Here is a 14,865-nt window from a genome sequence, read left to right as displayed (position 1 = left end):
GCATCGAACGTACGCCATGGCGCCGACGTGCCCGGTCTGCGCCCGTTCCCCCGAACGAGCAGCAAGATCCCCCCGAAACCGCCCGATGGCGAAAGCTGTCAGATGTGACCTCAGGTGTGACCTTCCGCGCTTTCGCCGCCGTCCCACCTCGCCCGCTTCACGTCCAGGCGGGGCACATGGCCCTCGGCGGACCTGCTCGCCTGCTTCAGAGGCGTGCCCTCGGCCCGGTAACGGTCGAGTGCGCGCAGCTCGTGGCCCGGGAGCAGCACCCCGTCCGCGCGCACCACACGCCACCACGGGACGGCGCCCCCGTAGAGAGCCATCACCCGGCCGACCTGTCTGGGCCCGCCCTCCTCCAGCCACTCCGCGACGTCCCCGTACGTCATGACGCGCCCGGGCGGGATCAGCTCCGCGACCCCGAGGACCCGCTCGGCGTACTCCGGCAGCGCCTCGGCGTACTCCGGGCGGGCGTCTTCGTACTCCGGTCGGGCGTCGTCCGGAAGGCTCTGCTCGCTCATCCGCACCATCCTGCCGCACCGCACCGACAATGCGACGGGTCCACGACCCTGTGTGACCCTCGCTCCCGGGCGGTGCTTCAGGCAGACTGTGCGCCCCCGCATTTGCACCCTGATGCCCCCGTGTGTCGGTGGGGCATGCCACCATCGTGCGGGCGGTGACCGGTGATACGAGATCAAGAAGAGACGATGAAGCAGCAGGGCGTGCATCCTGAGGACGCGGAAGGCACCTCTGACGCTGCGTCGCGCCCCGACACCGCCGAGGAGCCACAGGAAGAGGCGCGCATCGACGAGGTCGAGGGCGACGAACCACTGCTCCCCGCGCGCGTGCACCGCCCCTCCGACCTCATGCGGCTGCTGGTCGGGGTGCTCGCCGTCGTCCTGCTCCTGGGCATCGCCGCATTCGCACACGGGACGACCTCGGGCCTCGAACAGGACATCAACAAGGGCACCGGACAGGCCCCCGATCTCCTCATCAAGATCGCGGGGCTGGCGTCCAGCATCGCGATCCTGCTGGTGCCGGTCGCGTTCGCCATCGAGCGGCTGATCAAGCGGGACGGACTGCGCATCGCCGACGGCGTGCTCGCGGCGGTCCTCGCCCACGGTGTGACCCTCGCCACCGACCTATGGGTCGCCAAGGCCGCGCCGGGCTCGATCCAGGAGGCGCTCACCCAGCCCTCCCCCGGCGACATCCACGCCCTCACCGATCCGGTGCACGGCTACCTGGCACCCGTCATCGCGTACATGACGGCCGTCGGCATGTCCCGACGGCCGCGCTGGCGCTCGGTGCTGTGGATCGTGCTGCTCCTGGACGCCTTCTCGATGCTCGTCACCGGCTACACGACGCCGTTCTCGATCATCCTCACCGTCCTGATCGGCTGGACGGTGGCGTACGGCACGCTCTACGCGGTCGGCTCGCCGAACGTGCGTCCCACGGGACGGACCCTGATGGCGGGCCTGCGGCACGTCGGGTTCCACCCGGTGAGCGCGGCCCGCGAGGAGGGGGCGGACGCGACGGAGAGCGACCGGGGCAGACGCTACTTCGTCACCTTGGAGGACGGTCCGCCGCTGGACGTCACGGTCGTCGACCGGGAGCAGCAGGCCCAGGGGTTCTTCTACCGCGCGTGGCGCAATCTGACCCTGCGCGGCTTCGCCACCCGCAGCAGCCTGCAGTCGCTGCGCCAGGCGCTGGAGCAGGAGGCGCTGCTCGCCTACGCGGCCATCGCGGCCGGCGCCAACGCGCCCAAGCTGATCGCGACCTCCGAACTCGGTCCCGACGCGGTGATGCTCGTCTACGAGCACACCGGTGGCCGCACCCTCGACTCGCTCGCCGACGACGAGATCACCGACGAGCTGCTGCGCAACACCTGGCATCAGGTGCAGGCGCTGCAGTCGCGGCGCATCGCGCACCGTCGGCTCTCGGGTGACGCGATTCTGGTGGATCGTTCCGGCACGGTGATCCTCACCGACCTGCGCGGCGGCGAGATCGCGGCCGGCGACCTGCTGCTGCGCATGGACGTCGCCCAGCTGGTGACGACGCTCGGCCTGCTGGTGGGCGCCGAACGCGCGGTGGCCTCCGCGCTGGACGTGCTGGGACCGGACACGGTCGCGGACTGTCTGCCGATGCTCCAGCCCATCGCGCTGACCCGCTCCACGCGCGCGACGCTGCGCCGGCTGGCACGCGAGCGTGCCCAGCGCGAACGCGAGGCGGTCCTGGAGGCCTCCCGGCAGGCCAAGCAGGCCCGGCTGGAGTCGACCGGGAACGACACGGAGACCGTCGCCCTGGAGAAGCCCGACAAGAAGACCGTGCGGGCGGAGGCACGGGCCGAGAAGCGGGCCATCGACGACGCGCTGGAGGAGGCGCGCGAGGACGATCTGCTGACGCAGATCCGGCACGAGGTGCTGCTGATCCGGCCCCAGGCGCCGGTCGAGCCCGCCCGGCTGGAGCGGGTGCGGCCGCGCACCCTGATGAGCTTGATCGCCGGCGCCATCGGCGCGTACTTCCTGCTGACGCAGCTCACCCACATCGAGTTCGGTCCGCTCGTCGCCAACGCCGAGTGGGGCTGGGTCGCCGCAGCCGTCGTGTTCTCGGCGTTGAGCTACGTCGCCGCGGCGATGAGCCTGCTGGGGTTCGTGCCGGAGCGGGTGCCGTTCCCGCGGACCGTGGCCGCGCAGGTCGCCGGGTCCTTCGTGAAGATCGTGGCCCCGGCCGCGGTCGGCGGGGTCGCCCTCAACACGCGCTTCCTGCAGCGGGCGGGGGTGCGGCCCGGCCTCGCGGTGGCCAGCGTCGGCGCCTCGCAACTGTTCGGGCTCGGCTGCCACATCGTGATGCTGCTGTCGTTCGGCTATCTGACCGGCACCGAGAAGACGCCGTCGCTGTCGCCGTCCCGCACGGTCATCGCCGGTCTGCTCACGGTCGCGGTGCTCGTGCTCGTGGTGACCTCGGTGCCGTTCCTGCGCAAATTCGTCGTCACGCGCGTGCGATCGCTGTTCGCGGGCGTCGTGCCGCGCATGCTGGACGTGCTCCAGCGGCCGCAGAAGCTGGTCACCGGCATCGGCGGCATGCTCCTGCTCACCGCCTGCTTCGTGATGTGCCTGGACGCCTCCATCCGCGCCTTCGGCGACGAGACGACCTCGCTGAGCATCGCCAGCGTCGCCGTGGTCTTCCTCGCCGGCAACGCGCTCGGCTCCGCCGCCCCGACCCCGGGCGGAGTCGGGGCCGTCGAGGCGACCCTGACGGTCGGTCTGATCGCGGTGGGGCTGCCCAAGGAGGTCGCCGCTCCCGCGGTGCTGCTCTTCCGGCTGCTGACGCTGTGGCTGCCGGTGCTGCCGGGCTGGCTGGCCTTCAACCATCTGAGCCGCAAGGGCGCGCTGTAGGAGGGCGCACGCCCGTACCTCGTACGGCCCGCGCCCCGCGCGCGTGCCCGCACGCGACCGCAGGATGGGATCATGCCGAACCCCTCCCGCCTGCGCACCGCCGCCGTGACCGTCACCGCCCTGCTGCTGTCCTCCCTGGTGACGAGTTGCGGAGACGACGCGCAGGACGAGGATCTGACGGCGCAGCAGCTCCGCTGGAAGGACTGCCCGGCCCCGTCCCAGGCCGAGGGCGGCGGCAGCGCCCCGTCCCCGCTGCCGGACGGCGACCAGTGGCAGTGCGCCACGATGAAGGCGCCCCTGAACTGGGACGACCCCGAGGGCGACACGATCGGCATCGCGTTGATCCGGGCCCGGACCAGCGGCGACGAGAGCAGCCGGATCGGGTCGCTGGTCTTCAACTTCGGCGGCCCCGGCGGCTCGGGCGTCTCCACCCTGCCCGCCTTCGGCGAGGAGTACGCGGCGCTGCGCACCCGCTACGACCTGGTGAGCTTCGACCCGCGCGGAGTGGGCCGCAGCGCGGGCGTGCGGTGCGAGAACGACCAGCAGCTCGACGCGTACTTCCAGCAGGACGCCACGCCCGACGACGCCGGCGAGCGCACCGCCCTGCTCGACAACACCAAGGAGTTCAACGCGGCCTGCGAGAAGAACTCCGGGAAGGTGCTGCCGCATGTGCGGACCACCGACGCGGCCCGCGACATGGACCTGATGCGCCAGGTCCTCGGCGACGACAGGCTGTACTACTTCGGCATCTCCTACGGCACCGAACTGGGCGGCGTGTACGCCCACTTGTTCCCGAAGAACGTGGGGCGGGCCGTCTTCGACGCGGTCGTCGACCCGACGCAGACGTCCGAGCAGGGCTCGCTCGCGCAGGCCAGGGGCTTCCAGCTCGCGCTCGACAACTTCGCCGAGGACTGCACGTCCAAGACCGAGGACTGCCCCGTCGGAGACACCGCACAGGACGTGAAGGACCGGATCGCCCGGCTCCTGACCGACCTCGACGGCGAGCCGATCCCGGGCATCTTCCCGCGTGTGCTGACCCAGAGCGCCGCCACCAACGGCATCGCGCAGGCCCTGTACTCGCAGGACTTCTGGGAGTACCTCACCGAGGGCCTGGAGCAGGCCTACGACGGGGACGGCAAGATTCTGATGCTGCTGTCCGACCTGATGAACGGCCGCAGTGCGAACGGCGAGTACAGCAACATCGCGGCCGCGAACGTCTCCGTCAACTGCTCCGACGACAAGGCACGTCACTCCACCGCCTACGTGGCGCAGAAGCTGCCCGAGTTCCGGGCCGCCTCCAGCCTGTTCGGGGACTTCCTGGCCTGGGGCATGGTCGGTTGCACCGACTGGGCCGTGCCGGGCGCCGCCGACCATCCGGACGTGAGCGCGCCCGGGTCGGCGCCGATCCTGGTCGTCGGCAACACCGGCGACCCGGCCACCCCGTACGAGGGGGCGCGGAAGATGGTGGCGGCGCTGGGCCGCGGAGTCGGGGTCGAGCTGACGTACCGGGGGCAGGGGCACGGTGCGTACGGCAGCGGGAACCAGTGCGTGCAGACGGCGGTGAACGGCTATCTGCTCCGCGGCGACGTGCCCGCCGCCGGGACCGTCTGCTCCTGACACCCATCCCCAATTCCCGGAAAACCCGCAGGTCAAAAGGTTATCCACAGGCCCCGACGGTCGAGTCGTCAGCCGCCTAATATGGCCTGACAGCCGTTCGCCGCCGAACGCGGACGGCCTGCGAGGGGGGAAGTGCACATGGTGCGATTCGTACGGTGGACGGCGCTGGGGGCCGCCGCCGCGCTGTTGGTGACAGGCTGCGGCGGCGGGTCGGACGACGGCGCGGACGGCAAGGGCGCCTCGGCCGACGCACGACCCTCGACCGGCTCCTCCGGAGCGACGGGCACGACGACGGCCCTGCCCGCCTCGCTGACCGGGCAGAAGCTCGACTGGGGCCGCTGCAAGGGCACTTCGGACTCCGCGGCGCCGGGCGGCGACTGGCAGTGCGCGACGCTGAAGGTGCCGCTGGACTGGTCGAAGCCGGACGGCAACACGATCGGGCTCGCCCTGGTGCGCACCGAGTCCAGCGCCGAGGGAAGCGAGCGGGCGGGCTCGCTGCTGTTCAACTTCGGCGGCCCCGGCGGGTCGGGCGTCTCCACGCTCCCCGCGTTCGGCTCGACGTTCTCCTCGCTGCGCAAGAGCTACGACCTGGTGAGCTGGGATCCGCGCGGGGTCGGCGGCAGCGAGGGCGTGCGCTGCCGCAGCGACAAAGCGATCCAGGCCGCCGAGTCCCTCGACTCCACCCCTGACACCCCGGCGGAGGAGCAGGCGTACCTCCAGGACGCCACCGACTTCGGCCAGGGCTGCGAGAAGGCCGCGGGCAAGCTGATGGCACATGTGTCGACGACCGACACCGCCCGCGACATGGACCTGATGCGCCAGGTCCTCGGCGACCCGAAGATGCACTACTTCGGCATCTCCTACGGCACCGAACTGGGCGGTGTCTACGCCCACTTGTTCCCGAAGAACGTGGGGCGGCTGATCCTCGACGCGGTCGTCGACCCGAGCGCCGACACGGTGGGCCACGCACAGAACCAGGCGCGCGGCTTCCAGCGGGCGCTCGACGACTACCTCAAGGCGACGGGCGAGGATCCCGAGGCGGGCAGCAAGAAGATCGCGGCCCTGCTGGACGGGCTCGACAGCAAGCCGCTGCCCACGTCGGACGGACGGAAGCTGACGCAGACGCTCGCGGTCACCGGCATCGTCCTGCCGCTGTACAGCGAGACGAGCTGGCCCAGCCTGACCAGCGCTCTGGAGTCGGCGGAGAACGGGGACGGCTCCGAGCTGCTGACGCTCGCCGACGGCTACAACGAGCGGGACACCTCGGGGCACTACGGCACGACGACCCACTCCCAACGGGTCATATCGTGCTTGGACGACAAGCAGCGGCCGACCGCGGAGGCGACGAAGCAGCTGCTGCCGGAGTTCGAGCGGATCTCGCCGGTGTTCGGGGACTTCCTGGGCTGGGACACGGCCGGCTGGTGCCACGACTGGCCGGTGGCCGGGCAGTACGACACCCCGGAGGTGAGCGCGGCGGGCGCGGCGCCGATCCTGCTGGTCGGCAACACCGGGGACCCGGCGACGCCGTACGAGGGCGCCCGGAAGATGGCGGACGAGCTCGGCAAGGGCGTCGGGGTACTGCTCACCTGGAAGGGCGAGGGGCACGGTGCGTACGGGAGCGGGAGCTCCTGCGTCGACTCGGCGGTGGACGACTACCTGCTGAAGGGGACGGTGCCGAAGGACGGCACGGTCTGCTCATGACGACGGCGGGGGCTTCGCGCACTCGTGGTACGCGAAGCCCCCGCCGATCGAACCGGGAAGCCCGGTGGGCGCAGCGGGCGGCCGGGTCAGTAGACCGGCTTGCTCGGCTCGATCTGGTGGACCCAGCCGATCACGCCACCGCCGACGTGCACGGCGTCCGAGAAGCCCGCGGACTTCAGCACGGCGAGGACTTCCGCACTGCGGACACCCGTCTTGCAGTGCAAGACGATCTTCTTGTCCTGGGGCAGGCCCTCCAGGGCGGTGCCCAGCAGGAACTCGTTCTTCGGGATCAGCTTGGCGCCCGGGATGGAGACGATCTCGTACTCGTTCGGCTCGCGGACGTCGATGATCTCGATGTTCTCGCCGTCGTCGATCCACTCCTTGAGCTGCTTGGGAGTGATCGTGGCACCGGCCGCCGCCTCCTGGGCCTCCTCGGAGACGACGCCGCAGAAGGCCTCGTAGTCGATGAGCTCGGTGACGGTCGGGTTCTCGCCGCAGACCGCACAGTCGGGGTCCTTGCGGATCTTGACCTGGCGGTACTGCATCTCCAGGGCGTCGTAGATCATGAGGCGGCCGACCAGCGGCTCGCCGATGCCCGCGAGAAGCTTGATGGCCTCGTTGACCTGGATGGAGCCGATGGACGCGCACAGCACGCCCAGGACGCCGCCCTCGGCGCAGGAGGGGACCATGCCCGGCGGCGGGGGCTCCGGGTAGAGGCAGCGGTAGCACGGACCGTGCTCGGACCAGAAGACGGACGCCTGTCCGTCGAAGCGGTAGATCGAGCCCCACACGTACGGCTTGTTCAGCAGCACGCACGCGTCGTTGACCAGGTAGCGGGTCGCGAAGTTGTCCGTGCCGTCGACGATCAGGTCGTACTGGCTGAAGATGTCCATCACGTTCTCGGCCTCGAGCCGCTCTTCGTGAAGGACCACGTTGACGTACGGGTTGATGCCGAGGACGGAGTCACGGGCGGACGCGGCCTTGGAGCGGCCGATGTCGGCCTGGCTGTGGATGATCTGGCGCTGCAGGTTCGACTCATCGACCTCGTCGAACTCCACGATGCCGAGCGTGCCCACGCCCGCCGCGGCCAGGTACATCAGCGCCGGCGAGCCCAGGCCGCCGGCACCGACACAGAGCACCTTGGCGTTCTTCAGCCGCTTCTGCCCGTCCATCCCCACGTCCGGGATGATCAGGTGGCGGGAGTACCTGCGGACCTCGTCTACGGTGAGCTCAGAGGCTGGCTCGACCAGGGGTGGCAGCGACACGGGGACTCCGTTGGTCGGTCTATCACTACAGTTGTTCTCCCCGTAACACTGCCATGGCCTTCTTCATTCCGAGACACCCGTTCCGATCCGCGAGACGAGTTCGTCCCAGTAGCCGGGCATGGTCTCCCAGGGGTCGCCGGGGCCGGCGCGGTCGGGCCCGCAGGTCGCATCGGTCAACCAGATCGTCGCCGCGCCCTGCCATCGGGCGATGCGCAGCGCCTCGTCGAGGTGCCCGCGCGGCACGCCGTGCACGAAGTGGCAGAAGCGCTCGGGCGGATGCTCCGCGGTCCACTCGGCCGCCTGCGACCAGCGGTAGTCGTTCCACGGCCCGGAGAAGGTGACCAGCTGGTCGGCGTGCTCGGCGTAGCCGGGGTCCGGGTGCGCGCCGTGGCCGAGGACGAGGTGGAGCGCATCGGCCAGCGTGCGCAGCGTGCCCGTCGTGCGGCGCAGTTCGGGGAGCGCGGTGCGCGCGGTCGGGCAGCGGTCCAGGAGGAAGCCGTCGACCTGGTACCAGTCGAGGTACCGCTGCGCGTCGGAGATCGTCTCGGCGAAGGGTCGGGCGCCGTAACGGGTGTCGAGACGGCCGAGGACGCGCACGCGCGCGTTGCGCAGCCGGCCCGCGTACTCCAGGCAGCGCGGATCGGGGCGGACGCCGGGGCCGTCGGCGACGTCGAGGACGACCCAGTGCAGCGGTCTGCCAGGGCGGGCGAGTTCGCCCCACTCGGTCGGCGCGACGAGGGGATGAGCGAGGCCGGGCACGCCGAGGCCGGTGCGGATATCGGTGGTGCCGGCGCTCGCGGTGCCCGCAGGGGTTCCGGTCAGATACGACACGCCGCCTCCATCCAGATGTCGGCGAGGGACTCCTCGAGGTTGATCCGGGGCCGCCAGCCGAGCCGGTCGCGGGCCGTGCGCACATCGGCTTGCTGCCAGCTGCCGCAGCCGTCCGGGTACGGGAAGGCGACCGGGCCCCCGTGGTCGGGCTCCGGGCGGGGGTGGCCGATTGCGGGCCTGAGGTGGCCGCCGGGCGGGCCGTCGAGCTCATGGAGGGCGCCGCCGTATCCGGCCACGCGCGCGAGGATCGCCGCGGCGTCGCGCAGCCGCACGGCACGGCCCGAGCCGATGTTGATGACGCCCTGGGCGGCGGAGAGCGAGGCGGCGTGCACGGCGCGGGCCACGTCACGGACGTCGATGAAGTCGCGCTGCACGCCGAGGCCGCCGAGCTTGAGCTCGCCGTCGCCGGACTGCATGGCGCGGCGCATCGCCTCGGCGAGCCGGCCCAGCGGGGAGCCGGCGGGCGTGCCCGGACCGGCGGGCGAGAAGACCCGGAGCACGACGGCGTCCAGACCGGAGCCGAGGACGAGTTCGGTGGCGGCGAGTTTGCTGACGCCGTACGGGCCGCCGGGGCGGGGCACGGCGTCCTCGGCCGTGGAGGAGCCGGGCTGGCTCGGGCCGTACTCGGCGCCGCAGCCGATCTGCACGAGTCGCGCGCCGCAGCCGCTGCGGCGCAGGGCCTCGCAGACGGTGGCGACGGCGACGGTGTTGTGCCGGGTGAGCTCGCGGGCGCCGCCGCGGGTGGTGCCCGCGCAGTTGACGACGACCTGGGGGTGGACCGCGTCGAGGAAGCGGGTGAGCGCGCCGGGGCTGCCGGACGCGAGGTCGAAGCGGACGTCGGCGTCGTCGCCGCGGCCGAGCGCGGTGAGCTGGACGGCCGGGTCGGCGAGCAGCCGGTCGGCGACGAATCGACCGAGGTAGCCGTTGGCTCCGATCAGCAGAACCCTCATCGCGCGGCTCCCGGGGTGTGCGCTGGGGCTGCCACCGGGGCTGCCGGGGCTGCAAAGGTTCCGGTCGCCCCGGGTACTCCGGTCGCTGCGGATCGGGAGGTGGTCATCTGGTCTCTCCTTCAGGGGTGTTGCGGTGGGCTGCGGTTGGGTGGAGGAGCGCGTGCGGCGTGCCGTCGGGGCACGGTGGGGGCTGCGCGGTGTGCGAAGGCCGGTACGGCCGACAGAGGCAGGAACGGGGATGGAGACGGGGATGGAGACGGGGATGGGGATGGGGACGGGGACGGCTTCGGCTGGGGGTTCGGGTCAGCACGGCTGGTCCGTTCGTGCGTGGGCCGAGGCCCTGGTCAGCGTGCGGCTCGCGTGGATCAGCAGGATCAGGGCGGCGGTTCCGCAGACGAGTGACGGGACGCCGGCCGGGCCCCAGGCGGCCACGAGGGTCTCCACAGGGGTGGCGAGGAAGCCGCAGCCGGGCAGCCGCCCCGCGAACACCGTGGCCGGAGCCAGCACCTCGGCCGCGCCGACGACGCCGAGGACGACCGCCGGGGCGTGGGCGAAACCGTGCACCGTGAGCAGGCGGGCGAGGAAGAGGAGGGCGCCCAGGGTGAGGGTGTGCGCGTAGCCGGCGGGCTCGCCCAGGGCCGCGCCGCAGAGGGCGGCCAGTGCGGCGAGCGCGCACATGAACAGGGTGAACGCGCCGAGCAGCAGCGGCTGCACGGAGGCGGCGAACTCCTCCAGGCCGCGGCTGGCGTTCAGGCGGCGCCGGGCGTGCACAGCGAGGAGGTGAGCGCTCCAGGCGGCGGGCGCGCAGGCCAGGGCGAGGGCCAGCAGCGGGGCGGCGGCCACGGGCCAGGGGCCGTTCGCCGTCCCGTCGGGCAGGCCGTCGGGGCCGCCGCCGACGGCCGCGCGCAGCAGGCTGTCGCCGAGGGCCGCGTAGCCGAGGAGCCAGCAGGTCCAGGCCTCCGTCCGGTGCAGGCCGGGGTGGGCGCCGTGCTGCGGACCCAGCGGGCCCCGGCGCAGCGCCGCGTGCACGGCCAGGGCCACGGCGAGGAGGCCGGCGGCGGCCACGAGGAGACACGTCCGGCCATGGGTGAGGCGGACGCCGGTCACGGTCGCGGCGCACAGGGCGCCCGGCAGGAGGGTGAGCAGCGCCCAGTCGAGGCGGGGCCGCAGGATCGCCGTGGGCGTGGTGAGCGGGGGCGCCTCGCCGTCGCGGGGCACACGCGCGTACATCTCCTCCGCCAGGGAGAAGACGTCCCGGTGCCGGAAGCGGGCGGCGGTGCGGTCGGTGACTCCGTGGGCCTCCAGGCCCGCCGCGATCTCCAGCGGGTCCACGGCCCGCTCGCACAGCTCACGGTGCCGGTGCATCAGCGCCTTCACCGGGTCGGCCGCACCGCGCCGCGAACCGCCCGATCCCCCGCCCCCCGGCTTACCGAGCGCTGACCGGTCCAGTCCTGACCTGTCCAGTCCTGACCGTTCGAGTCCTGACCGGTCCAGTTCGTCGAGCCCGCTCATCGTGCTCCCTCCGTCGCAGCGACCGGCTCGGTGCCCCGTACCGGCGAAGTGCCCGGTGCCGGCACCGGCGCCGGCGCCGTGCCCCGTACCGGCGGCCCCGCCGCCCAGCCCGGGCCGTGCCCGGAGCCGGCCCGCGCGCCCGAAGCACCCGGAGCGGCTGGGGCGGCCGGAGCCGCCGGAGCGCCCGGAGCGGTCCACAGGCCCGACAGACGCGCCTCGGCCGGGGCGGCGAACGGCCGCGGATCACCGTCGTCGTCGAAGACGAACCGGCTCACCGGGGCCTGGGAGACGAGCTCCAGGTAGATGTCGTGGAAGGCCGCGACGTTCTGCTCGACCGTGAACAGTTCGAGGGCGCGTGCGCGGGCGGCTGCGCCCAGGCGCGCGCGGCGCTCGGGGTCGCGCAGCAGCGCCACGCACGCCTCCGCGAGCGCGCGCGGATTGCGCGGCGGGACGACCAGTCCCGTGCCGCCGATGACCTCGACCACCGCGCCGACGTCGGTCGACACGGTCGCCCGGCCGCAGAACATCGCCTCGACCAGACCGACCGGGAACCCCTCGACGACGCTGGACAGCACGACGACCGCGCCGGCCGCGTACGCCTCGGCAAGGCCGGGCGTCTCCGGGCCGCCGATCTCCTCGAAGGACACCGGGTTGTCGCCGACGGCGTGCGGTCCGTCCGCCTCGTCGGGGAAGAGCTGTGCGGCGAGCATCCGGCAGTGGCCGAGGTAGGCCCGGCCCTCCGCGCCGACCGCCGCGCCGACTATCCGCAGGCGGGTCCGGGGCTCCTCCTTGCGGACCTCGGCGAAGGCGTGCAGCAGGGACACCAGGTCCTTCGCCGGTTCGACCCGGCCGACCCAGACCAGGGTGTGCGGGTCGGCGGCGTCCGGGGAGTCGCCCACCTCGGCGAAGCGGGACGCCTCCATGCCCGGGTAGACGGTGCGCAGTTTCGCGCGGTCGGCGCCGCACCGCTCCTGCCAGCGGCGGGCGTGCGTGTTGCCGGGCGTGATGATCGCCGCCGCCCGGTACACCTCGGCCGCGAGCCGGCCGTGGAAGGCGGCGAGCAGGGCGCGTACGGCGGGCGCGGCCTCGGCGGACGACGTGCTCCCGGAGCCCGTGGGCGACGTCCCGTTCCCCGAGTTCAGGTAGTGCGTCCGCAGCCGTACGCCGTATTCGGTCACGAGGAGCGGCACGTCGAAGAAGTGCCGCGCCAGCAGTCCGGGCAGGGCCGCGGTGCCGCCGGAGGCGGCATGGCACAGGTCGACCGAGCCGAGGCCCTCGCCGCCGTCGCCGACCGTGTCCTCGTACCAGTCGAGCGAGAGGGGGCGCAGGGCTCGTTCTAGGTGCGCGGAGACGGCGAGCAGCTCGGGCACGCGCGCCTCGCGCGCCGTTCGCAGTGCGCCGGGCGCACGACAGGCACGTTCCAGGGTGCGCACGGCGCTCTCCGAGCGGAGCGCTCCCACCAGCCCGCCCTCGTCGCGGGCGAGTTCGGCGAGGCCGTACAGCGCATTGGCGAAACGGTCCGCCTGAGCGGCTGAACCTGCGCCGGAAGGGTCCGCCACGGTCGCCGGCTCCCCTTCGCAGAGCGCGGCCACCAGCTCGCCGTGGAACTCCGCGAAGCGCCGACGCGCCCGTCGGCCGTAGGTGACCCCGTCGTCCTCGGCCGTCCACAGCGGCGCGGTGCGCACCCGGCTGACCTGCGACGGAAGCTCGATCCAGCCCGAGTCCTCCTGGTGTTCGGCACGACTGAGCGCGTAGACCTCGAACTCGTGCTGCCCGAGTCTGCGAACGAGCCGGTCGCACCAGAGCCCGGCGTCACCGCTCACATACGGATAGCCACCCTCCGTAAGCAGTCCGATGCGCACGCGCACCCCCGATCTCCCGTTTGGGGAGCCGCCGTTGACCCGGCGGCTCGCAGCGGGACGAACGTATGCGGACAAGGCGGGGGTGCGATGGACGGTTGTCCGTCGCACCACCAAAAGGGGTGAACGGTCGTAACTTTCCCGTGCGGGTCGCGTTCCGTCGCGCTAAGAGATCATCCGACTGCGAAACGTTACTTCACGGGTATCGGAGCACACGTCACGACAGACGTCCATGGCGCACCCCACGGCGCGACGTCCCGCATGCCGGACGACTGACTCGTCAGTTGCCCGGATACGGCCAGGCGTTGGGCAGGCAGTGGATCCCGTCGTGGTCGAGGAATTTCGTCTGCTGCTGCATGACGGGCGCGAGCTCGCCGTCCTTGTCGCAGGTGACATGGCTGTAGCCGAGTCGGTGGCCGACCTCGTGGTTGATCAGCATCTGGCGGTAGGCGTACATCGCGTCGCCGAAGGTGTCCGAGCCCTGCGCCCACCGGTAGGCGTTGATCATCACGCGCTGGGTGGCGGCCGAGTCGCACGAGACGTTGTCCTGGGTGGTGTCCAGGCCCGACTTGGCGCACCAGTCGGCGGTGGTGCCGGGGCTGGCGAGCGTGATCACGAAGTCGGGGGTGCCCGAGTGGATCCGTTCGAAGGTGCGGGCGCCGTTGTGGGACCAGCTGCGTTCGTCGTTGAGCGTCACCTGCACGGCTTCGGCGAAGAGCTGTCCGTCGAGCCCGAGGCCCTGTTCCACGTCCACCCGGTACGTGAACTTCTGCCCCTTGCCGGGCGCCTTGTCGACGCCGGCGATCGCGTCGAACTTCCCCGACCCCGTGAGCTTGGGGCCGAGCGCGTACTTCGCGTCCATCTTCTGCGCGTACGTCAGCGCGACGGGGCTCGCGGACGGGGACGCGGAGGCGGCCGGGCTCGGCCGGTCGTCCCCGCGCGCGGCGTCGTCGACGGCGTCACGGGCCTGGCCGGTCGCGGACTGCGACTGGACGGAGTCCTCGTCCCGCCCGCCGGTGACCTGGCCGGCCACCACGACGGCCAGCACCGTGGTGACGGCGGCGGCGGCGATGCCTGCGAACGTGCGCCCCTTGGCGCCCTTGGCGGGCAGGGGCTGCCCGGCGGGCGGAGCGTCGGCGGCCACTTCGACTTCGGGTGGGGCGGTCACACCGGAGATGGTGTCCCAGTCGGGGACCGAGGCGAAGGAGGCGTACCGATCCTGCTCACGCGTGCGCGTGAAGACGTCGTTCTCCTCGAAGGCGTCCAGGTAGTCCTGACGGGGGACCCGGCGCGAGCCACCCGCAGACGTCTGCCGCTGACGCGGTATCAGCGGCTGTCCCCCACCCGGCCCTGCACCTGGCCCCGCACCCCGCCCGGCGCCTGCCCCGGCGCCCGTCTGACGCCCCCTCGGCTCACCCCAGCCGCCGCCGGCTTCGCGCTGCTCCGGATGGCCGCCGCGCACCTGCGGGAACCCGTGGGCGGGCGTCCCGTCGGGAATGGGAAAGCGGGGTACTCCGTGCGACGGAGTGGCGTCCCGGCCCGGAGGCGGCATCGGGGTGCGGGCACCCCGCAGGTCCCCCCGCAGGTCCCCTCGCGCCTCTCCTCGCGTGTCCCCTCGTGCGTCCGCCCACGCGGGCCCCTGGGGAGGCCTCTGGGGCTCCTCGGGCGCGCCCTGGGAGGCGCTGCCCTTCGCGGCGCTCTTGGGCGCAGGCCCGCGCCGGCTGTGGCGTCCCACGAC

Annotated in this window: 10 protein-coding genes; 3 read left to right on the top strand and 7 right to left on the bottom strand. The window is 72.5% G+C overall.

Annotated features, from left to right (window positions below; translation table 11 throughout):
• Positions 1-110: 110 nt before the first annotated feature.
• Positions 111-518, bottom strand: coding sequence for an MGMT family protein (locus ACWCPF_RS09760; RefSeq protein WP_451044448.1), 408 nt, complete (start codon positions 516-518; stop codon positions 111-113).
• A 186-nt stretch (positions 519-704) separates the two neighbouring features.
• Between ACWCPF_RS09760 and ACWCPF_RS09755 the strand changes: the two genes are divergently transcribed.
• From ACWCPF_RS09755 to ACWCPF_RS09745, 3 genes are all read left to right on the top strand, one after another.
• Complete coding sequence (locus ACWCPF_RS09755; RefSeq protein ID WP_451044447.1) at positions 705-3,392, top strand: lysylphosphatidylglycerol synthase domain-containing protein; 2,688 nt, start codon at positions 705-707, stop codon at positions 3,390-3,392.
• Positions 3,393-3,464: 72 nt separating this feature from the next.
• Entirely contained in the window at positions 3,465-5,009 is a 1,545-nt protein-coding gene (locus tag ACWCPF_RS09750) for an alpha/beta hydrolase (protein ID WP_451044446.1), read from the top strand.
• 138 nt (positions 5,010-5,147) lie between these two features.
• Positions 5,148-6,710, top strand: coding sequence for an alpha/beta hydrolase (locus ACWCPF_RS09745; RefSeq protein WP_451044445.1), 1,563 nt, complete (start codon positions 5,148-5,150; stop codon positions 6,708-6,710).
• 86 nt (positions 6,711-6,796) lie between these two features.
• On the opposite strand, the gene moeZ is transcribed toward ACWCPF_RS09745, so the two are convergent.
• The 6 genes from moeZ to ACWCPF_RS09715 form a co-directional block, all read right to left on the bottom strand.
• Positions 6,797-7,975, bottom strand: coding sequence for an adenylyltransferase/sulfurtransferase MoeZ (moeZ, locus tag ACWCPF_RS09740; protein ID WP_451044444.1), 1,179 nt, complete (start codon positions 7,973-7,975; stop codon positions 6,797-6,799).
• Between the two features lie 63 nt (positions 7,976-8,038).
• Complete coding sequence (locus ACWCPF_RS09735) at positions 8,039-8,806, bottom strand: spherulation-specific family 4 protein (RefSeq protein WP_451044443.1); 768 nt, start codon at positions 8,804-8,806, stop codon at positions 8,039-8,041.
• The gene (locus ACWCPF_RS09730; protein ID WP_451044442.1) at positions 8,794-9,756 is read right to left on the bottom strand and encodes an NAD-dependent epimerase/dehydratase family protein; all 963 of its coding nucleotides are present in this window, start codon (positions 9,754-9,756) and stop codon (positions 8,794-8,796) included. Before ACWCPF_RS09730 ends, ACWCPF_RS09735 begins: the two co-directional genes overlap by 13 nt.
• Positions 9,757-10,059: 303 nt before the next feature.
• Positions 10,060-11,268, bottom strand: coding sequence for a hypothetical protein (locus ACWCPF_RS09725; RefSeq protein WP_451044441.1), 1,209 nt, complete (start codon positions 11,266-11,268; stop codon positions 10,060-10,062).
• Positions 11,265-13,130, bottom strand: coding sequence for a DUF3492 domain-containing protein (locus tag ACWCPF_RS09720; RefSeq protein ID WP_451044582.1), 1,866 nt, complete (start codon positions 13,128-13,130; stop codon positions 11,265-11,267). Before ACWCPF_RS09720 ends, ACWCPF_RS09725 begins: the two co-directional genes overlap by 4 nt.
• Before the next feature lie 277 nt (positions 13,131-13,407).
• Positions 13,408-14,862: a DUF3152 domain-containing protein gene (locus ACWCPF_RS09715; RefSeq protein WP_451044440.1), complete on the bottom strand. Its 1,455-nt coding sequence runs from the start codon at positions 14,860-14,862 to the stop codon at positions 13,408-13,410.
• Positions 14,863-14,865 lie beyond the last annotated feature (3 nt).

It is taken from the genome of Streptomyces sp. NPDC001858 (genome assembly GCF_053594615.1).
Note: the sequence above shows the minus strand (reverse complement) of the source record. Positions and strands in the feature narration are given on the sequence as shown.

Coding starts and splice junctions, on each gene's coding strand:
- ACWCPF_RS09750 (WP_451044446.1), top strand. CDS start 3,465: ATGCCGAACCCCTCCCGCCTGCGCACCGCCGCCGTGACCGTCACCGCC.
- ACWCPF_RS09760 (WP_451044448.1), bottom strand. CDS start 518: ATGAGCGAGCAGAGCCTTCCGGACGACGCCCGACCGGAGTACGAAGAC.
- ACWCPF_RS09745 (WP_451044445.1), top strand. CDS start 5,148: ATGGTGCGATTCGTACGGTGGACGGCGCTGGGGGCCGCCGCCGCGCTG.
- ACWCPF_RS09755 (WP_451044447.1), top strand. CDS start 705: ATGAAGCAGCAGGGCGTGCATCCTGAGGACGCGGAAGGCACCTCTGAC.
- ACWCPF_RS09730 (WP_451044442.1), bottom strand. CDS start 9,756: ATGAGGGTTCTGCTGATCGGAGCCAACGGCTACCTCGGTCGATTCGTC.
- ACWCPF_RS09725 (WP_451044441.1), bottom strand. CDS start 11,268: ATGAGCGGGCTCGACGAACTGGACCGGTCAGGACTCGAACGGTCAGGA.